The 19971-nt window shown below is 59.3% G+C and carries 21 protein-coding genes and 1 pseudogene; 6 read left to right on the plus strand and 16 right to left on the minus strand.

The genetic code is table 11. The features are described from left to right. From AC1D06_RS36330 to AC1D06_RS36340, 3 genes are all read right to left on the minus strand, one after another. Positions 1-367, minus strand: a 367-nt coding sequence (locus AC1D06_RS36330) for a M81 family metallopeptidase (RefSeq protein WP_477990536.1), incomplete at its 3' end; no start/stop codon positions are given. Positions 368-428: 61 nt separating this feature from the next. Continuing rightward, a complete protein-coding gene (locus tag AC1D06_RS36335) occupies positions 429-1205 on the minus strand; it encodes an SDR family oxidoreductase (RefSeq protein WP_477990537.1) in 777 nt (258 codons plus the stop codon). Between the two features lie 23 nt (positions 1206-1228). Next, complete coding sequence (locus AC1D06_RS36340; RefSeq protein WP_477990538.1) at positions 1229-2092, minus strand: MurR/RpiR family transcriptional regulator; 864 nt, start codon at positions 2090-2092, stop codon at positions 1229-1231. Positions 2093-2357: 265 nt separating this feature from the next. On the opposite strand from AC1D06_RS36340, the gene AC1D06_RS36345 reads away from it, so the two are divergent. Next, positions 2358-2843 (plus strand): hypothetical protein, encoded by a 486-nt coding sequence (locus tag AC1D06_RS36345; protein ID WP_477990539.1) that lies wholly within the window; start codon positions 2358-2360, stop codon positions 2841-2843. Positions 2844-2860: 17 nt separating this feature from the next. Continuing rightward, the gene (locus tag AC1D06_RS36350) at positions 2861-4327 is read left to right on the plus strand and encodes a M81 family metallopeptidase (protein WP_477990540.1); all 1467 of its coding nucleotides are present in this window, start codon (positions 2861-2863) and stop codon (positions 4325-4327) included. Here AC1D06_RS36350 and AC1D06_RS36355 read toward each other — a convergent pair. The 11 genes from AC1D06_RS36355 to AC1D06_RS36405 form a co-directional block, all read right to left on the minus strand. Next, positions 4324-5463: an ABC transporter ATP-binding protein gene (locus tag AC1D06_RS36355; protein ID WP_477990541.1), complete on the minus strand. Its 1140-nt coding sequence runs from the start codon at positions 5461-5463 to the stop codon at positions 4324-4326. The two genes, AC1D06_RS36350 and AC1D06_RS36355, sit on opposite strands and share 4 nt — an antisense overlap. Positions 5464-5533: 70 nt before the next feature. Next, positions 5534-6739 carry an ABC transporter substrate-binding protein gene (locus tag AC1D06_RS36360; protein WP_477990549.1) on the minus strand — a complete coding sequence of 402 codons (1206 nt, stop codon included), beginning with the start codon at positions 6737-6739 and terminating at the stop codon, positions 5534-5536. 76 nt (positions 6740-6815) lie between these two features. Beyond that, positions 6816-7673 (minus strand): carbohydrate ABC transporter permease, encoded by an 858-nt coding sequence (locus tag AC1D06_RS36365; RefSeq protein ID WP_477880792.1) that lies wholly within the window; start codon positions 7671-7673, stop codon positions 6816-6818. Further along, complete coding sequence (locus AC1D06_RS36370; RefSeq protein WP_477880794.1) at positions 7670-8554, minus strand: carbohydrate ABC transporter permease; 885 nt, start codon at positions 8552-8554, stop codon at positions 7670-7672. The genes AC1D06_RS36365 and AC1D06_RS36370 overlap by 4 nt, the downstream gene beginning before the upstream one ends. Positions 8555-8567: 13 nt before the next feature. Continuing rightward, positions 8568-9725 carry a Gfo/Idh/MocA family protein gene (locus AC1D06_RS36375; protein WP_477990542.1) on the minus strand — a complete coding sequence of 386 codons (1158 nt, stop codon included), beginning with the start codon at positions 9723-9725 and terminating at the stop codon, positions 8568-8570. Between the two features lie 270 nt (positions 9726-9995). Next, positions 9996-11219 carry an FAD-dependent oxidoreductase gene (locus AC1D06_RS36380; RefSeq protein ID WP_477990543.1) on the minus strand — a complete coding sequence of 408 codons (1224 nt, stop codon included), beginning with the start codon at positions 11217-11219 and terminating at the stop codon, positions 9996-9998. 1 nt (position 11220) lies between these two features. Continuing rightward, complete coding sequence (locus AC1D06_RS36385; protein ID WP_477990544.1) at positions 11221-12453, minus strand: Atu1372/SO_1960 family protein; 1233 nt, start codon at positions 12451-12453, stop codon at positions 11221-11223. A gap of 117 nt (positions 12454-12570) precedes the next feature. Next, positions 12571-13233: an amino acid ABC transporter permease gene (locus AC1D06_RS36390; RefSeq protein WP_477990545.1), complete on the minus strand. Its 663-nt coding sequence runs from the start codon at positions 13231-13233 to the stop codon at positions 12571-12573. Next, positions 13230-13889 (minus strand): amino acid ABC transporter permease, encoded by a 660-nt coding sequence (locus AC1D06_RS36395; protein WP_477990546.1) that lies wholly within the window; start codon positions 13887-13889, stop codon positions 13230-13232. Before AC1D06_RS36395 ends, AC1D06_RS36390 begins: the two co-directional genes overlap by 4 nt. A gap of 12 nt (positions 13890-13901) precedes the next feature. Beyond that, on the minus strand, positions 13902-14654 hold the full coding sequence (locus AC1D06_RS36400) for an amino acid ABC transporter ATP-binding protein (RefSeq protein WP_477880804.1): 753 nt from the start codon (positions 14652-14654) through the stop codon (positions 13902-13904). An 81-nt stretch (positions 14655-14735) separates the two neighbouring features. Further along, positions 14736-15614, minus strand: coding sequence for an ABC transporter substrate-binding protein (locus AC1D06_RS36405; protein WP_477990547.1), 879 nt, complete (start codon positions 15612-15614; stop codon positions 14736-14738). Positions 15615-15782: 168 nt separating this feature from the next. On the opposite strand from AC1D06_RS36405, the gene AC1D06_RS36410 reads away from it, so the two are divergent. Beyond that, positions 15783-16841 carry a GlxA family transcriptional regulator gene (locus AC1D06_RS36410; RefSeq protein ID WP_477880807.1) on the plus strand — a complete coding sequence of 353 codons (1059 nt, stop codon included), beginning with the start codon at positions 15783-15785 and terminating at the stop codon, positions 16839-16841. A gap of 54 nt (positions 16842-16895) precedes the next feature. Here the strand turns inward: AC1D06_RS36410 and AC1D06_RS36415 are convergent. Further along, positions 16896-17150: pseudogene (locus AC1D06_RS36415) on the minus strand (hypothetical protein); the annotation flags it as partial. A 477-nt stretch (positions 17151-17627) separates the two neighbouring features. Further along, a complete protein-coding gene (locus tag AC1D06_RS36420; protein ID WP_477990548.1) occupies positions 17628-17774 on the minus strand; it encodes a DUF1127 domain-containing protein in 147 nt (48 codons plus the stop codon). Between the two features lie 434 nt (positions 17775-18208). On the opposite strand from AC1D06_RS36420, the gene AC1D06_RS36425 reads away from it, so the two are divergent. From AC1D06_RS36425 to AC1D06_RS36435, 3 genes are read left to right on the plus strand one after another with little or no spacing between them, the layout of a single operon-like run. After that, positions 18209-18523 (plus strand): ArsR/SmtB family transcription factor, encoded by a 315-nt coding sequence (locus AC1D06_RS36425; protein ID WP_029792733.1) that lies wholly within the window; start codon positions 18209-18211, stop codon positions 18521-18523. Further along, positions 18520-18879 (plus strand): SRPBCC family protein, encoded by a 360-nt coding sequence (locus tag AC1D06_RS36430; protein WP_477880810.1) that lies wholly within the window; start codon positions 18520-18522, stop codon positions 18877-18879. Before AC1D06_RS36425 ends, AC1D06_RS36430 begins: the two co-directional genes overlap by 4 nt. A 44-nt stretch (positions 18880-18923) precedes the next feature. Beyond that, positions 18924-19547 carry an ATP-dependent Clp protease proteolytic subunit gene (locus AC1D06_RS36435; RefSeq protein ID WP_477880812.1) on the plus strand — a complete coding sequence of 208 codons (624 nt, stop codon included), beginning with the start codon at positions 18924-18926 and terminating at the stop codon, positions 19545-19547. The last annotated feature ends 424 nt before the right edge of the window (positions 19548-19971 follow it).

Raw genomic sequence — 19971 nt, forward strand, 5'->3', positions numbered from 1 at the left:
CCACGATGCAATCCGAACCGACCACGGCGCGGGCCGCCGATATCCAATCGCCTTCGGCGTCGTCCACACCCTCGACATTGATCGCGCCATGCATGGCAAGATAGAGCCCATCGACCGGCAGGACAGCCTTCAGGCGCTGCAGGAATTCGGCCTTGAACGCCTCGTAAGCGAGCCGCGACACCGGCCCGCCGGGAACCGCCCGCGCATGCAGAAGCGGCAGATGATCGATCCCCTCCGCGTCCAGAAAACTGAAATAGTCGGAGGCGAGGAGATCCGGTCCGCGTAGGACGCGAAAATCCTCAATCGTCATCAGCACCGGCGAATAGGTACTGCATTCCGTGTGAATTCCGCCAACGGCTATTCGCACCATGTAAACCTCGGCTCAGTGAAAATCGGCTTCATATCCAGCACTGCTTTCGTTCATGGCTTCAGTAATGCTCGGACTGTGAAAATGTGCGCGCCAGCTCGGCCTGGCCGGCTGTCAGGCCGCAGTCGACCGGCAGGCAAACGCCGCTGATCGCAGCCGCCTGCGGACCGGCGAGGAAGGCGACCGCATTGGCGACCTCCGTGGGATCGACGACCCGCTGCAGCGGATACCATCGGCGTGCTTCCTCAAACACATCGGGATTGGCGGCGGCGCGCGCTTCCCATGCATGTGTCCGCACCGTGCCGGGGGCTACGGCGTTGGAGCGAATGCCGAACTTGCCATATTCGACGGCGACCAGCCGGGTAAAATGCAGGAGCCCTGCCTTGGCTGCGCTATAGGCCGGATGGCCGAAGACAGCCATGCCGTTGATCGATGCGATGTTGACGACCGAGCCCCTGGAAGCCTTCAGCATGTCTTCCACGGCGCGGAAGCACAGAAACGCCGCTTCCAGGTTGAGCGCATTGTCCATGCGCCAGATCGCCGGAGTCGTATCGTGCAGGCTGACGGCACGCGCCGCACCGGCATTGTTGACGAGCGTCCTCACCAGGCCGAGTTCAGTGGCGCGTTTTGCAAGTCCGGCAACACTTGCCTCGCTGGTAACGTCGCATTCCACCGCAACAAACTGCCTGCTGTCTCCCAGCGCCGCTGCGACCGTTTCGGCTGCCTTCAAGTCGATATCGGCCAGCAGCACGACATCATGATCATCGCCCATCCGCGCCACGATGGCAGAACCGATGTCTCCTGCGGCGCCCGTCACGATGGCGATCGAACTCGTCATGCGTCCTCTCCTTTTCAGCGATCCTAGTCCCCAAGCAACTGGCGGTCGTCGCCGTCACGGTGTGTCACCAGTTGTTGCTTGATGCGCCGGAGCGTCACCGTGGCCTTTGGCTGGATCGCATAGGCAACCAGACTCGCGAGAATATCGACCGTCGCGATGTAGGCGATGCGGGTCGAGGTCGGGCGGTAGATATTGTTGCCCTCCGGCAGATCGATTGGCACGACGATCTCGGCCACATCCGCGACCGGGCTGCCGCTCTGCGTGAGCGCGATCGTCGTCACCTTCGATTCGCGCGCCAGCGCAAAGGCACGCACCAATTCGGCGTTGCGTCCCGAGAAGGAGGAGCCGATCAGCACGTCGCCTGGCCGGGCTGCGGCAGCCATCATCAGCTGCATGCTGTGATCGGAACTGGCAGTGATCCGCAGTCCCAGCCGAAAAAGACGGTTCTGGAACTCTTCGGCAATCATCGACGAATTGCCGCCGGATCCGAAGGCATAGATCATCTCCGCCTTGGCGATCCGTTCGGCAGCGCGATTGATCGCATCGATATCGAGTGAACGATGCAAGAGAAAAAGGGCGTTCTGCGCCTTGGTAATGATGTCCTGCGCGACATCCGCGGGATCACTGCTCTTCGGCTCCGGCTTCAGGTAGCGCACGCCGATATGAGCGGTGCGGGCAAGCTGGACCTTGAAGTCCGAGAAGCTTTCACAGCCGAGCCGGCGGCAGAAGCGGGTAACGGTTGGCGGAGAAACTTCCGCTCGCTCTGCCAATTCAATGATCGACGCATTCACCGCAAATTCGAAATCGCTGACGATGATCTCCGCAATGCGGCCCTCCGCTGGCGAGAGCTGTCCTCTGTCTTCCTGCAATGCGGAAAAGATATCCAACCCAACCCCCAATGACCGCCCGCTATCGATCCTTCTTCTTACAGGCGATGCCGCCGATTCTCACCCTGTAACCTGCCGTCCTCGAAAACTGCATCGGAACGGCAGCGACCTGCCAGTTCACCCGATGAGAACAATGCCACGACGTCGATGGCATTAGGCAAGTCTTGCAAATTTTTTTCCTATCAAGTTGACAAATCACCACAAAAGCCCGAATTTGACCAGCGAAAAAGCTATATCATGAAAAGAATTTCAATGAAGGCCGAAAATGCGTGATCCCTTCCTCAATCCTTTTCCATCCTCCGACGCGGCGCGCCACGCTATCTGGGAGATGCTCGTCCCGCGTGATATCGACGCCTTTCTGGCTGCCGACTGGTCCATGGTCGCGGGCGATYTCGTCGAAGAAGGTTTTATCGGGATTGACGGCCGCAAGCAGATAAGCCCAGACAAATGGCGGCTTGCCTATCCGACGCTGACTGCTTACCGCGATGAATGGCTGCGCCAGGCCAAGGACTTCGCCAAGGAAAGCCTTGCGGAAGATGCACGGACTGCGATTTTTACGACGACGACACTCGAGGATATCGAGATCGAAGGTGAAGTAGCGCTGGTGCGCAAAAAATTCGATGGCTCCCTCACCAAGACCGATGGCAGCCGCGACGTGATGCAGTGGCAGGCGCTCTATTACTGCCGCCTGCATGAGGGCCGGTGGAAGATTTCCGGCTTCACGGGCTACTTACCGAACCCCATGGGCTGACAAAAAGGGCCAAGCTCTTGCGTATATTCACAGCAGCACTGGCGACCGAGACGAATACCTTCTCGCCGATCTGCGTCGATCGCCGCGCATTCGAGGCCTCGCTCTATGCACCGCCCGGTCAGCATCCCGCAACGCCAACGCTTTGCACGGCGCCGATCACCGTCGGCCGTCGGATCGTAGCTGAGAGGGGCTGGCAGTTGATCGAAGGGACGGCTGCCTGGGCGGACCCCGCTGGTCTGGTCAATCGCGCCACCTATGAGGGCTTACGCGACGAGATCCTTGGGCAGCTGCGCGCTGCCATGCCGGTCGATGCCGTCGTTCTCGGGTTGCATGGAGCCATGGTGGCGTCCGGTTACGAGGACCCGGAAGGCGATTTTCTGGCACACATCCGCGATATTGTCGGGGCGGATATCCTCGTATGCGCAGCACTGGATCCACATAGTCACTTGACCGCCAAACGGGTCGACGCCTTGGATTTCGCCGTTTGTTTCAAGGAATTCCCTCACACCGACTTCGTCGACCGCGCCGAAGACCTGTGGCGTATTGCCGTCGACGCGCTGGAAGGCGGGGTGAAGCCAGTAACCTCGGTTTTCGACTGCCGCATGATCGACGTCTTTCCGACCTCGCGCGACCCTATGCGCTCCTTCGTCGACAAGATTGTCGGCATCGAGAAGACTGATCCTGATGTGCTGTCAATCTCGGTCATCCACGGCTTCATGGCCGGCGATGTTCCGGAAATGGGAACGAAAATGCTGGTCGTGACCGACAGCAAGCCAGAGAAAGGGGCAGCGCTCGCCCGCGAATTGGGCCTGGAGCTGTTTTCCAAACGCGGCACGTTCATCATGCCGCAGATCGATGAAAAAGTGGCCGTGTCACGTGCATTGTCTGCAACCGCCTGGCCGGTGGTCATCGCCGATGTCTGGGACAAYCCCGGTGGCGGCACGGCAGGCGACGCAACGATTATCCTGGACGAGTTGATCGCACGCGGCGCGACGGAAGCGGCGATCGGCACCATCTGGGACCCGATGGCGGTACAGATTTGTTTTGCTGCGGGCGAAGGGGCGGAGATCAGGCTGCGCTTTGGCGCCAAGTCCGCTCCTGGAACCGGCAATCCTGTCGACGGCATCGTCAAGGTCGTCAAGCTGGTGCAAAATGCTGAGATGCAGTTTGGCGAGAGCCTTGCACCCTTCGGCGACGCAGCTCACATCACGCTTGATGGCATCGACATCATCCTAAACTCGACGCGAGCCCAGAGTTTCGACCCGAGCCTGTTTACCGTGATGGGGATCGATCCGGCCCAGAAGAAGATTCTGGTGATCAAATCAACCAACCACTTTTTCGCATCCTTCTCCAGGATTGCCGCCGAAATCCTCTATTGTTCCGCCGGGACGCCCTATCCGAACAATCCGGCCAAGACGCCCTATCTGCGCGCGCCAAAAGACATCTGGCCGATGGTGGCCGATCCTCATGAACTTGAACGTTAGACGACCGATGCCGGGTCGAGGACACTCATGTCGATTTCCGTGAGGGTCACGCGGCGCTCGAACGCAGTGCCGGTCTCGTCGAAGAGATGGCAGTCGGCGGCACTGATGCCCATTGCAACCGGCACATCGGCGCGTATGCCGACGCTGCCGGGCAGCATGGCGCAGAAATTCTCGCCCTCGCCGCCGTTGAGCGAAGCATACGCGACGGTGTTGGCTCCCAGGCGTTCGATGAGCGACGGCGTAAGGGTGAGCGAAATATCGCCCGCACCGAGCTGTACATGCTCAGGCCGGATGCCGAGCACCAGTGGCTTGCCAATCATGCCCTCACGAGGCGCGACCGGGAGGGTGACGGTCTGCCCGTTATAGACGACCGTAACGCCGGCATCGCTGATGCCCTTGCAGGCGACGGGCAGGAAGTTCATCTTGGGATTGCCGATGAAGCCARCGACGAAGCAGTTTGCCGGCTTATGATAAAGTTCCAGCGGCGCGCCGGTCTGCGAGATGTTGCCAGCGTCGAGGACCACGATGCGGTCGGCCATGGTCATGGCCTCAACTTGGTCATGCGTGACATAGATCATCGTTGCCTTCAGCTGCCGGTGGAGTTTGGCAAGCTCAATGCGCATGTCGGCGCGCAAGGCTGCATCCAGATTGGAGAGCGGCTCGTCGAACAGGAATATCTTTGGCTCCCTCACGATTGCGCGGCCGATCGCCACACGCTGGCGCTGGCCTCCGGAAAGCATGCCCGGCTTCTGTTGCAAGCGCTCCTCGAGATGCAGGATGCGTGCGGCATTCTCGACCTTGGCCTTCAGTTTCTGCTCTTCCATCTTCTCGACACGAAGTGGAAAGGCGATGTTCTCGAACACCGTCATATGCGGGTAGAGCGCATAGGACTGGAAGACCATGGCAATACCACGCTTGACTGGCGGCAGATCATTGACGCGCACGCCATCGATGACGATGTCGCCGGCCGTGGTCGCGTCAAGGCCGGCAATCATGCGCAAAAGCGTGGATTTGCCGCAACCCGAGGGGCCAACGAAAACCACGAATTCGCCGTTCCTCACTTCGAGACGAACGCCCTTGAGAACTTCATAATTGCCGTAGGATTTCCGAACATTGTTGAGAATAAGCTGTCCCAAAAACCTGTCTCCGGTCGCTGTCACATCGAAAGGGACCGCAGGCCAACGCCCGCGATCCCCCAAGCATCGCTTATTTGAAAGCTTCGATTTCGCTTGCCGCCTTCTTGATTGCAGCTTCCGGTTCAGCCTTGCCGGTGATGACCGACTGGACCATCTCGATCATCGAATTTTGAAAGCCCTTGTAGTCGGTGAACAGCGGTTCGGGGCCGCCATAGCTGATCCCTTCGATGAATGGCTTCCAGAACGGATCCTTGGCGACGAATTCATCGACTTTTGCCGATGGACGTAGCGGCGTCAAGCCGGCGCCGCCCTGCAGCTCGTATTCGGCCTGGATGTCGGGTGAGGTTATGTATTTGGCGAATTCGGTCGCCTTTTCCTCGACCCCGGAGCCCTTAAAGATCGCAAGGCTGTCGGTGATCAGTAGAGTGCCTGGTCCCTTTGCATCGGGTCCGAGCGGCAGGGTGGTGACGCCCCAGTTGATCTTTGTGTCCTTCAGGCGATAAGCGGCGCCCGAGCCCGCCTGGATCATGGCCACCTTGCCGTCGAGGAAGATGGCGCGGACTTCGTTCTGCTCATAGGCCGTTGGTCCCTCTTCGGCATAGGCAGAGATATCCTTATAGGCCTTGAGGGCAGCGAGGACTTGCGGGCTGTCGAGCGTGATCTTGCCCTCGGCGTCAATCACGCTGCCATTGTTGGCATAAACCCAATGCATGAACTGATGCATGGTGTTGTCGAATGTCTTGGCCGAAAGACCGAAACCGGGAATGCCGGTCTTTTCCTTGATGGTCTTAGCGTCGGCAATTTCCTCCGCCCAGGTCTTCGGCGGCTTTTCCGGATCGAGGCCGGCCTGTTTGAAGAGGTCCTTGTTCCAGTAGAGCGCCTTGGTCGAAAACGCGATCGGTACGCCCCATTGGTTTCCCTCGAAGGTGACGGTGTCGACGATGTGCGGGTAGTAGGCCTTCTTTTCCGCATCGGTCATCGGCACGGGAACGATCAGGTCGTTCTGGGCAAACTCCTTGAGCGTGCGCGAACCGACATAGGCCATCGCCACCGGCGTGCCGGCGACGGCCAGCGTCGTTGCCTTGTCCTGGCATTGAGCCCAGCCGACGACTTCCGGGGTCACCTTCCAGCCGGGATTCTTTTCTTCCCACTGCTTGATGTATTTGGTGTGGATCGGATCGATCGTGTCGCCGCAATAGATCCAGCTGATTTCCTTGTCGGCGGCTTGGGCAATGCCTCCCGTCAATGCCGTCGAGCCAAGCAGGGCGAGCGCCATGAGGCCAGTTTTCAATGTAATGGTCACGTCTTAGACTCCCGTTCTCGTGTTAGCTGTTCACTGGTTTTTCTTACTCTTATTGTTTCACCGCGCCGGCGGTCAGCCCGCCGACGAGATAGCGCTGCAGGAAGAAGATGACGACCATCGCCGGCAGGATGCCGACGAAGGAAGCCGCCATCAATTCGTTCCAGACAACCTCCTGCCTGCCGAAATAGGCGAATAGGCCAACCGGCAAAGGCATGTATTCAGTCTTCGAGTTGAAGGTCAGCGCGAAGATGAACTGCTGCGCGTAGGCGCCAATGAAGGTGGTGATCGCCACGACGGTGATGCCGGGCATAGCTATCGGCAGGATTACGCGTCGAAGCGTGTAGAAGTGGCTGGCGCCATCCATATACGCCGCCTCATTCAGCTCCTGCGGAATGCGGATCATATAAGTCCTGAGCAACCAGATCGCCGAAGGAATAAGAAAGGCGACGCCGGGCACGATCATGGCGAGGTATGTGTTCAACACGCCCAAGCTGCGCATCAGCCGGAAGAGCGGGATCAGGAGCACCGCGCCGGAAAACATGTTGACCGTCAGGAAAGCGCCAAGAAGAATGCCCATGCCCTTGAATTCGAACTTGGCAAAGGCATAGGCCGCCGGGATGACCAGGCAGAGCACGATCACGGTGACAACGGTCGAGATGAAGAACGAATTGAAAATATAGCGGCCGAAGCCCGGAACGCTCACCCACATCGTTCGGTAAGCCTCAAAAGAGGCGTTCTTCGGCCAAAACCGGTAGGGAGCGGAAAACAGCTGGCTCAACGGCTTCAGCGAGACCAGGAAACCTTCCACGAAAGGCGCCAGCACGAAGATCAGAAACAGAGCGATCCCGCAATATATCAGCACGATCTCCCACCAGCGATAACGATCGATCATTGCCGGGCGGCTCATGCGCGCTTCTCCGGGTTGAGGCGACGGGTGATACGGAAATAGGCAAAGCAGAAAGTTGACAGGAAGATACAGATCAGCACGGCACGTGCGGCGCCCTCGCCATATTTCTTCGACCCGATGGCAGTCTGGTAGGTATCGATGATCATCGTGGTGGTTTCGCCGCTCGGGCCGCCTTGGGTCAAAATCCAGATAATGTCGAAGGAATTGAACGTGGCGATTAGCGACAGCATCGACATGGTAATAATCGCCGGCGTCATCAGCGGCAGCGTGATGCGACGGAAGCGATAGAAGCGACCTGCGCCATCGGTCCAGGCGGCTTCGTAGAGATCCTTCGGAATCGATTGGATCGCCGCCAGAAAATAGATGGTGACCAGGGGAACGCCGATCCATACGTCCGTCACGATCGTCGCCCAGAAGGCGGTGCTGCCATAAGCCAGAAAAGCCACCGGACCATCGACCAGTCCCAGGCGCTGCAGGACGCCGGAAATCATCCCGAACTCACCGTTATACATCCAGCCCCACATGAAGATGCCGATCGCCATCGGCACGATCCATGGCGGCATGGTCAGCAGCCGGAAGAGAGAGCGGCCGGGAACCGAGGCGTTGAGCATGGTGGCGCCAAAAGTGCCGATCACCATTTTCAGCGCCACCGAAAAGAACGTCCATATGAAGGTGCGGACAATGACCTCGGCAAATGTGGCGTTGAAGATCTTCTCGTAGTTGATCCAGCCGACCCAATGGGTGATCCTTCTCAACGAGGCATCGGTGAAGGAGAGGATGAACGTGTCGGCCAGCGGATAGGCGACAATGACGAGCACGTAAAGGACGGCAGGAAGGAGAAGGATCCAGGCGAAGATAACGTTGCTTCTCTGGACGCCCATCCCACCCTCCTCCTTAAGCCGCCTTCGCGAGTAGCGCCTCGTCGAACCTGTCCCAAACAGGTCGAAGATCGACTACCGCCTTCTTCGCGCGCGCTTCGTCCATAGCCAGAGCTAGAATGCCGGCTTCCAGTGCGTTGAGGGTCGACACCGGAAGATCGGATCCTGTTCGAACACTCTCCAGAATGTCCGCCGCCATCTGCTCGTCGGCGCCATAATGCTCGGAGAGTTCGGTCGCCGAATATTTGTTTTCGATCAGCTTCTTGCCGGTCAGTTGCTCATGCACGTCGAGATAGCCGCGGACGAAATCGCCTTCGGCCATGCCGCGCGAACCCATTATGGCGAAACGGCGGAACTGGTCGGGGACGTTGAGATTAGTGTGAAAATTCATGCCGACGCCATTGGCATATTCAACGATCGCAACTTGGTAGTCGATGATGTCGGCATCGCTGTCGAACACCTTGTCGGTCCCCATCCAGCCGCTTGGCTTGCGATGGAAAAGCTCGAGATCGTTTACCCCGTCGCGTGCCGGGTCGTTGGCCGGAATGAAGCTCTTGCGGCCGCCGAAGCTGGCGACCCGTTCTGGCCGCACCCCGACGACACCGTTATAGAGGTCGAGATCATGGCAGCACTTTTCCAGCATGAAACTGCCGGAATAGCGCTCGTACCGCCGCCAGTCGCGCATGAAGAATGCGCCGTGATAAGGCTGGATATGCTCGCACGCTTCGATCGACACGATATTGCCGAGCTTGCCAGCGGCCTGAATGTTGCGAAGGTCCTTGTAGAGCGGCGAATAGCGCAACACCAGACCGACCATCAGCCGTTCATGACCGAACTGCGCCAGTAGCCCGGCGAGCTCGAGACTTTCCGCGGTCGTCGTGACAATCGGCTTTTCACAAAAGACTTTCAGCCCAGCTTCAAGCCCCTGCCTGATGTGATCGAGATGCATGTGGTTCGGCGACCCGATCATCAAGAGATCGAGCTTTTCGTTGGCAAGCAGATCCTGAGGCGTAGCGTAGGATTTTCCAGCCGAAATTCCCTTTTCGACCAGATTAGGAAGTCCCGCAGGTGCCGGATCCACATAGCCTACGATATCGAAGCTGGCATCGATCGTCCTGAAAACATAGCCAAGATAGCCGAGCCGGAATCCCAGCCCCACGATTCCCACTTTCATGACGATGCAGTTCCCCGCTTCGTAATTTATTTTCTTCAAACTGTGACAAAATTTGCATCCAGTCAACTGGGAACGTTGGAAAACTCGGAATCATGAAATTGATTTTCACGATTTCTAGCGTCACATAGACCTTGTGGCATGGAACCAGGCATCGCAGGCTCAACGGAAATCAGAAACACTGCATCAGCAATCTGCAAGCATGAGGCACCGGGACAACGAGCCCGCTTGCCGTGCAAATCAACCAACCCCTGGAAAAGACCAAGGATGAATTTACCGCCCGATGAACGGGATCATGTCCGCGACTTTTCTCGCCGAACCAAGCGCAAGCGTCCATCCCAACATGCCGTGGCCGGCATTGAGATAAAGGCCACGCAGTCGACGAGACGCTGCGATGACCGGCCTGGACGAAGGCGTCGTCGGCCGTTCTCCCGACCAGCGCATCAGTTCGTCCGGCTCCTCGAACACCTCCGGCAGTACCGCCCAGGCGGCCCTACGCATTGCGTCAAACCGGTCGGTATTGAAACCGGCAGAAGGCCGTTCGATATCGGCCAATCCTGCGACGCGAAATCGATCGCCGATGGCTGCGAAAGCGAGCTTGCGTTTGACGTCCGTCAGGCTTACCTGCGGCGCGGTCGCTGTTCTTGCCACGGTTAGTGAATATCCCCGCACCGGACGGATCATCCGCACCTCAGGCAGATGGGAGGCGAATGCGTGGACCAGTGGTCCTGCGGCGATGACAGCCGCATCGACGCAGATGTCGTCGCGATCGTCAAATCTCAACGCCGTGATCGCTCCGCCTTTCTGGGCGAAGCCAGTGACCCGCCTGCCGAAAATCGTCGAAACCCCATGACACCGGACCATATGTCCCGTCAGTTGGCGGCAGAAGCCCGCCGCATCTCCGAGCGCATCTCCGGGAGTGTAGACCGCTCCTGCGATCTCACTCTGATAGCCGGCAAGCGCCGGCTCGATCTCTTCCGCTTCCCGCCGGGTCAGGAGGCGCTGGTCGAGGCCAAGTTCGATCTTGCGGCCAACGATCACTCGCGCGGCAGCAAAGCCTCGCGCATCCGGATAGAGATGCAGCTTGCCAGCGACGCGATAGTCGAAGGCGATATCCGTCTCGGCAAGCAGATGTCCAAGTTCTCGTCGAGACTGATCGGCGAGATCCAGGATGTCCCGCGTATTGCTCCACCAGCGCCCGAACGTTGTATTGGCGATGAATTTCAGGCCCCAAAGGAAGAAATCCGGGTCGAGCTGCCAGCGGATCCGGAATGCCGGGTCGCGACCCAAGACGATGGCTGGCAACTGCCGCAATAAAGCCGGAGATGCCATCGCATCGCCATAGGCCCAGGACAGCTGAGCGGCATTACCGGCGCTCGCGCCCCGGCCCGGTTCAGATGCCGCATCGACAAGGATGAGGTCATGGCCTGCCTTCGCCAGGAGATAGGCCGAGGAAACGCCCACGACCCCTGCCCCGATCACGGCAACGCGCGCCACCTTAAACCTCCTTCGTCACAAGTGCCGTCAGCTCGATCTCGACGGGCACGCCGCGCGGCAGCGACGAGACGCCGATTGCAATGCGCGCATGTGCCCATCGATCCGGAAAGAGTTCCCTGAGCAGCTCTGACGCACCGTCGATGACCGAACCGTGCCGGGTGAAATCGGCACTTGCCGCTACATAGCCCGCAAGCCGGACGAAGCCCCTCACATCATCGAGGCTACTTGTTATGGCTTCAAGTTGCGCAAGCGCATTGAGAAGAGACCAACGCGCGCAGTCCTGTCCCTCCTCGATCGACACGTTAGCCCCCAGATGGCCGGTCCGGACGACAAGACCGTCCCTGAGCGGCACCTGCCCGGAAACGGTGACCAGATCGCCGGTGCGGATGGCGCCGCTGAACGCGCCTGGCGGCATGGAGACCCTAGGCAAGGACAGGCCGAGTTCCATAAGCCGATCACGGACGAAAATGGCTTGCTTCGGTTCCGGCGCGAACATGCTTTTCACTTTGGCGGCCTCGGCGCTGTGCTCGACGAACGTTTTCAGGATATGCCTGTCGAATGCGGTCAGCCGGTATTCCGGATGCCATTGTATGCCAAGGCAAAAGCCATCGGCCGCACCTTCGATCGCCTCGATGATCCCATCGGGAGCCCGTGCGATGACACGAAAGCGCCCTGGCCCGGCCAGCGCATGCCGGTGAAGGCTGTTGACGCGGATAGCCTCGTTGCCGAACCCGGACGTGAGTTTGCTGCCCGGCTCAATGACGATTTCATGCGCCGGCTCGTCGGCAATGTCGCGCGGCATATGGGGCAAGGCCGAAGCCGGAAGTTCCGTCAGGAATTCGCCGCCGAGGCATTCGCCGATCAGCTGCATGCCATGGCAGATCCCGAGAAGCGGCTTGCCCGCCTTCAATGCCTCTTCGATCAGCACCCGTTCGTAGGACAAACGCTCCCCGGCCACATCGGCGCCCGGCCGCGCGCCGGTCACCACTACCCCATCCGCAAGCGACAAGACCGTCGCCAGGCTGCTCGGATCATAGGGCACGATCAGCGGTACGCCACCGGCTTCGGCGATGGCCTCCGCATAGTTCGCCCGCACGACATATTCCTTTTCGGTCGGGGCATTTTGGCGATCGTTTAGGTCGGGCGTCATAAGGATGATGGGTGCACGATAAGCAGGCGGCCATGCCGCGTGCCGCGGTGCGCTGCTGCCGTTCACGGGCGTTTCAATGTTCATGATCTTGGCCTTATGGGAATGATCCAAGCAGGTTCCGGAAAGTGCGTTCCTCGACAAGAACCTGCGACAAACGAAGGACTAAGCGGATGCATCGTTGGATTGCCGACGAAACGCCGCTTAGCGGCTGGCGGGCACCGCGAGCCATCGGGAAAGAACAGAGAAGGGCCAGGCGATTGCAAAATAGCACAGCCCCACGGCTACGTAGATCTGCAGGGGCAGGAAGTACTCCGTCGCCATGGCGCGGCCGGTGAGTACCAATTCGTTCACCGTGATCAGCGAGGCGAGGGAGGAGTCCTTGAGCAACGAAACGAAGGTGATGATCAGTGGCGCAAGCACGATACGCACCACCTGCGGCAGAATGATCAGGAACAGGCTCTGCAGAGGCGTGAAGCCCGCGGCCAATGCCGCCTCGCTCTGACCGGCAGGGATTGCCTTCAGCCCCGCGCGCATCAATTCGGCTACCTGCGCGGCAAAGCACAAAGCCAGGCCGATGACAGCGGCGGAAAAAGCATCAAAGACGATGCCGATGCCGGGAAGCCCGAAATAGAGCAGGAAAAGCACGGCAAGCAGCGGCACGCCGCGAACCACGATCACATAAAGCGCCGCGAAATGCCGCAATACCGGAAACCGGGATTTCTGGCAGAGAGAAAGCAGGAGCCCCAGAACGAGCGAGAGTGCGAAGGCGGCTACGGAAATCGCCGCTGTATTCATCATCGCTTTGAGGAGCAGTGGCAGCCATTCAGCGCCGTAGTCTGCGTAGGGTGCGAAAAAGCCGCTCATGCCTTCAGTCTCCCGTAGCGTCTTTCGAGAAAGCGCGTCGCCTGCATCAGGGGCAGGCTGAGCACGAGGTAGAGCCCGGCCGCCGTTGCATAGATCAGGGTGGTCTGGAACGTGGATGTAACCATGGAGCGCGCAAAGAACATAATCTCCGGCGCCGCGATGGCCGAGACCACCGACGTATCCTTGAGAAGTTGCACCGCATAGTTTCCGAGCGCGGGCAGCGCGATGCGCATGGCCTGTGGCGTCAGGATGGCGAAAACCGTCTGCAGCGGCGTCAAGCCTGCCGCCAGCGCCGCTTCCGCCTGCCCCCTCGGCAGGCTCGCGAAGCCAGCACGAAAGATGGCGCAGGTAATGGCGGCACCGATGAGCCCAAGTCCCAGCACGGCGGCGGCAATCGACGTCAGCCTCACACCGATGCTCGCAAGCCCGAAATAGAGAATGAACAAATGGGTTAGCGCCGGCACATTGCAGAGGATCTCGCAATAGGCGTCGATCGCGATGTTCAGAAGCCTCAGACTTACGAATTGGCGGATGAGCGCGAACAGAAATCCGAACGTGACGCCGAGCGCCAGCGCAGCAAGCGTGACGAGCACCGTCACGCCCAGCCCGGCTGCAAGACCCTGCGCGATAGAGATGAATGCAGAAAACCCGGTCACGGCACCATCTCCTCAATGCCGGATCTTGTTGAGGAAAGCCCGGGTCCGTACTTCTTGCGGCGAGGTGATCACCTGCCGGGCCGGGCCAGCCTCGACGATGGTGCCGCCATCGAGAAACAGGACACGGTCGGCAATATCGCGGGCAAAGGCGATCTCGTGTGTCACGATCAGCATCGTACGGCCTTCCGCAGCCAGTTCCTCCATAACCTTCAGCACCTCGTGCACCAGTTCTGGATCGAGCGCCGATGTCGGCTCGTCAAACAGCATCAGCTTCGGCTTCTGCGCCAGTGCCCGCGCAATTGCGACACGCTGCTGCTGTCCACCGGAGAGTTCCAGCGGCGAAGCATCGGCCCTGTGCGTCATATGGACCTTGGCCAGCATGTCGCGCGCCAGCTCACGCGCTTCCTTATCTTTCAATCCGCGCACCTTGCGTGCCGCGATCGCCACGTTTTCCGTAACCGACAGATGCGGCCAGAGATTGAAGAGTTGGAAAACCATGCCCATCTCGGCCCGCTGGGGCGCGAGCTGCCGGTCGCTCATGACCCTGCCTTCGCGCATGCCGATGCGCTCGCCATCGAGCCGGATTTCGCCGGCGCTCGGCTTTTCCAGAAAATTCATGCAGCGCAAGCAGGTGGACTTGCCCGAACCGGACGGACCAATCAAGGCGATCTTCTCGCCTGCGGCCACCTCGAAATCGATGCCCTTCAAGACTTCGATGGAACCATAGTTCTTGCGCAGGCCCGCAACGCTCAAAAGCGCGGTCATCGCCGTTCCCTTTTGTTGACGCATCTGGCGAGAGGTGGTGGCAGCAGCCGCAGTCACGCGGCTTCCGCCCCTTCGTTGCGATCAGCCGCCGGCTGCACAGGACGGCAGCTTGTAATCTGCCGGGCGGTCAACGCCGGCCCGGAAGTTTTTCCCCGCCGGCTGGTACCAGACATCGGCGGAGAGACCATATCGGGCACCGATTTCCTTCATTTCGCAGTTTTTCCACATCTCGGTGATAATCGCGTCCATCTTCCGTCGCAGGTCGTCGCTCTTCTGGTTGAGGCCATAGACCACCTGGCCGAGACCGGTCAGCAGCGGAAAGTCGGCGCTGTTGTCGGTGAAGGCGAGGAAATGCATGTTCCAGGCGGGGTTCTGCTTGATGGCATAGGAGACGACCGGCGGGTCGCCGATGACCGCCTCTATGCGACCGGCGATCAGATCGCGCACCGCCGCATCGGACGTGTCGTAGAGCGACAATTCGAGACCCTTGATCTTCTTCAGTTCAGGCACGAAGGAAAATCCGGTGATCGTGCCGACCTTCCTGCCTTCGAGGTCCGAAAGCGTGTTCCAATTGGTCTTGTTCGATTGCATGATGCCGTTCTTGAAGTAGTGGATCGGCTCGGAAAGCGTCATGATCTTGGTGCGCTTTTCGGTCCAACCCATCGTGCCCAGCATCACATCGACGCGGCCTGCCTGCACGGAGGCAATCGTGCCGGACCATTCCATCAGCGCCGGCTGTATCTTGAGGCCGAGCTTGTCGGCGATCCTCTGCATGATCTCGCCGTCATAGCCGATCAGCTTGCCGTCCTGCCAGCCGGAGCCGGGCATGTCGCCGGTAAAGGCAACCGTCAACTTGCCCTGTTCGGCCAGTTCGAATGCGTTCGCCAGCGACGAAGACACCATGAAGCTGCCTGCCAGCAGCGCGCAAACCATCATCCTTCTCGAAAGAGAAAGTCCCATTGTCGTGATCCTCGATTTGTTTGGTTCCCCGATCCAGCGGCTCTGCCACCGGATGTCGTGTTCGAGGACCATGAACTTGCCACCGAAGCGTGATCCTGAATTTTAGATTTCGGACATTTTCTTTGAAAATACGACATGCCCGGCCTATCATGCCCCCGGAGGCATGACATGATCACCGATACAGGACAGGCTGGACGCCCGACCGACAGCGAAACCGACTATGTTCGCTGGCTCGACGACCTTTGGTCGGAACGATTGCTCGCCACACGCGACCGCAAGGCAGACCTTTCCATTGGCATCCTTCTCTGGCCGACGTTCCCGATGATGTCGCTGTCCGGTGTCGTAGAACCCTTGCGGCACGCGGCGGACTTTGCCGACAATTCGCGCCCGCTCCAATGCCGCTGGTCGATCATGGGACCACAGGGCCAAGCCGCGGTGGCGAGCTGCGGCATCCGAGTGCAGGCCGACGCGCCCTATATCAACCCAACCGACTTCGACTATGTCGTAGCGATCGGTGGGCTCCTTCCGCATCTGCGGGCAGCGCCGAGCAAACATCGAGACTATCTCCGGGTGGCGGCGTCCGCCGGCGTGCCAGTGATCGGCGTCTGCACGGGCGTCTTCGTCCTGGCCCAGGAAGGCCTGCTGGCGGGGCGAAAGGCTTGTGTCCATCCCTTCCACGCAGAGGATTTCCGGATCGCCTTCCCACGTCTTTCATTTTCGACACGCGACGATTTCCTGATCGAGAACGGCCGCATCACCGTACCCGGCGGCGTGTCGATCCTGTCGCTGATGACGGAACTTATCCGCAGCCATTGCGGACCGGACCGGGCGGCCAAGGCCGTGCACCAGTTGTCGCTGACCGAACAGAAAAGCATGAGCGCTTTCGACCACGGGCGCGCCACGACGTTTCGCCATGTCGAGGATTCGCGTATCCAGCGCGCCATAGTGCTGATCGAAAGCCGCAAGGGCCGTGATGTCTCACCCGAACAGGCTGCCAAGCTCGTTGGCCTGTCGCCACGCCAGTTCGCGCGTCTCTTCAGGGACAATATCGGCATGACGCCGAAGCGCTTCATCGTTGAGACGCGGTTGCGCTACGCCCGATTCTTGGTCGAAAATAGTGCGCTGTCGATGACGGCCATCGCTTTCGAAACCGGCTTCTCCGATTCCGCCCATCTCGCGACCAGCTTCCGCAAAAAGTACGGCAAATCACCCAGAGCCTTGAGGTAAGACAACCTCCGGAGCGCTGCAGTTAAAAGGTTTTGAACCCCGGCCCCTGTCGACGCCTTTGAGCTGGCTGAATGTCTTCTCAGCGAATTCAGGCGCATAGCCGTTCCGGATCATTCCCGAGACGGCCTTGTCCATGAATCGTGAAACGCCACCCGTAAACTTGAAGGTCGCCACGGTTTTCCGGAGCTGGTAGGCCTCACAGCCCGTGAACTCCCGCACAGAGCATCGCCACCTTCATTGCCGACTCCTTGGAATAGCGGCCCGCCCGGCGTCTTGTGGGAGGTCAGCCTCCAAGTTGGGTGTCGGATATCCCTTCAAACGGTCCGTGCGCCTGTTGGGTGTAACACTGTCGTCGCTGACCAACGATCAGGCCGGCGACGCGACTGCGGGACAGCCGCAACTCGATCACAATCTGTAGAAGGAACAAGGCCCCGAGAACGAAAAAGCCTGCCGCGGGAGGAGGTGCGGCAGGCTTTCCGAAAAGAACCGCGCAGCGACTTGGGAGGAGGAGTGCCGCTGTTCCGACAGACGTCCCTGGGAGGAGGAGTGCGCCGCCTGAAAATCGAAGCTTTGCGAGGGGAGGTGCATCGCTTCGATAGGTCCGATCATACACCGATTACGGACAGGGCCAACGTCTCATGCTGCACTGCAGCTATGCAAGGCACACAAGTCTGAAAGGCCACTGAGCGAACGAGCATCCAAGCGACTTAGACGTGCGAACTCGACGCAAAAACGCCCGCATCGTCAGCGGGCGTCGAACAGTCTTAGAGACCAGATGCCACGCTGTTAACGCGCGATCGATGCGCGGGCAACGCTGCGGATGTCGGCGCGGTCGATGCCGAGGTCCTGGAGTTCGCGGCCAGTCAGGCGTCCGAGTTCGGTGATGGCCTGACGATACTTACGCCAATTGTTGAAAGAGCGTGCTACGTTCATGATAATCCCCTTCCTGAGGGCTATGTGACGTCACCAACCCTGCTTGGTTCCGGCGTCGTTTCGATGATTGGAATATAGTTATTTCAATCGATTTAAAACGGCAACAATCTCTCACCTCACCTATGCGCGGCGCGCATAGGAACTTCTCTTCATCGGGACATCCAGGCTTTCGAGCCCAGAAATCTGTGCCTTCCTTAATTCGGAAGGCCTTGGCGAGCGGCTCGCCATTTGTCGGATCCGCGGTATGGTGGCGCCGCTGGCCATTGATACAGCTTCGTTCTCATCCCCGTCTCGTTCGTAAACTCCAGGAAGCGCTCGGTGACCGGCTGTGTGCCGCGCTCGACGGCTGCAGTATCGCAATCCGGCCACCACGAAATTCCGGTCCGGCTCCAGGCAGGCTTGCAAATCGAATAAGTGTATGCTTATGTGTCGTAATGATCGAACATGATATTTTCCGCGCGCTGGCGGATCCGACCCGCCGCACGATTTTCGAAAAGCTGGCGAACGGCAGCATGAATGCCAGCACGCTGCGCCAGGGCATGGATATCAGCCAGCCGGCGATGTCCCAGCATCTCGCCGTATTGCGAGCGGCAAGGCTGGTGCGTGAGCAAAAGGAGGGCCGGTTCGTGAACTATGAAGTCGATCCGGACGGATTGGCCCTTATCGCGCAATGGCTGGCGAAATACCGCGCCTACTGGCCGGCTCGCATCGACGCTCTCAAGCTCTTGCTGAAGGATATGGATCAATGAACGACGTGAAAGTCGAGGCGCAGGAAAGCGGTTTCGAGCAGAGATACGAACTGGACGCGTCGCCGGAGAAGGTCTGGCGGGCGATCAGCATCGCGGAATTCCGGGAGAAGTGGCTGCCCAGGGAGGCGCTTGCCGATCCACAGTCGCTCTCCAAAACGCCGGGCAAGGAAATCCGCTACAAATTGCGCGACGATACCCCGCCCCATCTCGAAAGCACCGTCACCTTCACGATCGCCCCGAATGGATCGGGCGGAACCAGCCTGCGGATCGTCCACGAGCTGACCGGCGCGACCTTCGAGCGGCTGGCGAAAACGATAGCGAACGGCAACAGCCCGACCCTCATGCTCGCCGCCTGACGCGGCAGGCCTTCCCGAAAATCTCGAATGATTGGAGTTCGCCAATGCGCGAAGCAATGCAACTCGTCCCTATGGTCGTCGAACAATCCAGCAGAGGAGAGCGGTCCTTCGACATCTATTCCCGCCTGCTTCGTGAGAGGATCATCTTCCTCAACGGGGAGGTGAACGATACTGTCTCGGCGCTTGTCTGCGCACAATTGCTGTTTCTCGAAGCCGAAAACCCCAAAAGGCCTATCCATCTCTACATCAATTCGCCAGGTGGCGTCGTAACCAGCGGTCTCGCGATGTACGATACGATGCGTTACATCCACGCCCCGGTGCATACGCTGTGCATGGGGACCGCCCGCTCGATGGGCTCGTTCCTGTTGATGTCCGGTCAGCCGGGCGAACGCACGGCACTTCCCAATTCCAGCATCCATATTCACCAACCGCTGGGCGGATTTCAAGGACAGGCATCGGACATGCTGATCCATGCCGAGGAAATGCAGAAGACCAAGCATCGCATGACACGGCTCTACGCCGAGCATTGCGGCCGCACCTACGAAGAATTCGAGCAAGCGATGGATCGCGACCGCTTCATGACGGCGGAAGAAGCATTAGAGTGGGGCCTTATCGACCGCATTCTGCAGGTTCGGGAAGATGCCACCGACCACGCCGACGCGACGTAAAACGAGCTCGGCGCAATCCGACGCGACCGCTACTTCGCGAACGCACGTCATGCGCGGGGTTTCGATCGAACCTCACTGCATTCATCGGTCTTGAGTGGAATCGAACCGTCGGCCCCTCTCTTGATTTAGATAAGGTTCTGATCCGTCTCCCAGTTTAGTTGCATAGGGTCTAGTAGCTACCAAACGTGGTCTGACCGTCGCGAAATGCCCCTGGCTCAATGTAGGTACGAGACCCTTTGCCCTTCGTCACATACCGCCTCTTGACATGTGAGGTGGAGGGCAGTTCCTCGGTTACCGGATACAGTCCAAGGTACTCCTGCCCAGTGAAGCCGCTCGAGTCTGACGCAACCAGAGGCATCACTGTTGATTGCCACTGAGAACTGACCCAGTTTGACGGGATATTTCCATCTGTCCCGGATCAGCA

It is taken from the genome of Rhizobium sp. P2_G2 (genome assembly GCF_056403555.1).

Coding starts and splice junctions, on each gene's coding strand:
- AC1D06_RS36335 (WP_477990537.1), bottom strand. CDS start 1,205: ATGACGAGTTCGATCGCCATCGTGACGGGCGCCGCAGGAGACATCGGT.
- AC1D06_RS36360 (WP_477990549.1), bottom strand. CDS start 6,739: ATGGCGCTCGCCCTGCTTGGCTCGACGGCATTGACGGGAGGCATTGCC.
- AC1D06_RS36365 (WP_477880792.1), bottom strand. CDS start 7,673: ATGAGCCGCCCGGCAATGATCGATCGTTATCGCTGGTGGGAGATCGTG.
- AC1D06_RS36370 (WP_477880794.1), bottom strand. CDS start 8,554: ATGGGCGTCCAGAGAAGCAACGTTATCTTCGCCTGGATCCTTCTCCTT.
- AC1D06_RS36375 (WP_477990542.1), bottom strand. CDS start 9,725: ATGAAAGTGGGAATCGTGGGGCTGGGATTCCGGCTCGGCTATCTTGGC.
- AC1D06_RS36385 (WP_477990544.1), bottom strand. CDS start 12,453: ATGAACATTGAAACGCCCGTGAACGGCAGCAGCGCACCGCGGCACGCG.
- AC1D06_RS36390 (WP_477990545.1), bottom strand. CDS start 13,233: ATGAGCGGCTTTTTCGCACCCTACGCAGACTACGGCGCTGAATGGCTG.
- AC1D06_RS36400 (WP_477880804.1), bottom strand. CDS start 14,654: ATGACCGCGCTTTTGAGCGTTGCGGGCCTGCGCAAGAACTATGGTTCC.
- AC1D06_RS36405 (WP_477990547.1), bottom strand. CDS start 15,614: ATGGGACTTTCTCTTTCGAGAAGGATGATGGTTTGCGCGCTGCTGGCA.
- AC1D06_RS36410 (WP_477880807.1), top strand. CDS start 15,783: ATGATCACCGATACAGGACAGGCTGGACGCCCGACCGACAGCGAAACC.
- AC1D06_RS36420 (WP_477990548.1), bottom strand. CDS start 17,774: ATGAACGTAGCACGCTCTTTCAACAATTGGCGTAAGTATCGTCAGGCC.
- AC1D06_RS36425 (WP_029792733.1), top strand. CDS start 18,209: ATGATCGAACATGATATTTTCCGCGCGCTGGCGGATCCGACCCGCCGC.
- AC1D06_RS36430 (WP_477880810.1), top strand. CDS start 18,520: ATGAACGACGTGAAAGTCGAGGCGCAGGAAAGCGGTTTCGAGCAGAGA.
- AC1D06_RS36435 (WP_477880812.1), top strand. CDS start 18,924: ATGCGCGAAGCAATGCAACTCGTCCCTATGGTCGTCGAACAATCCAGC.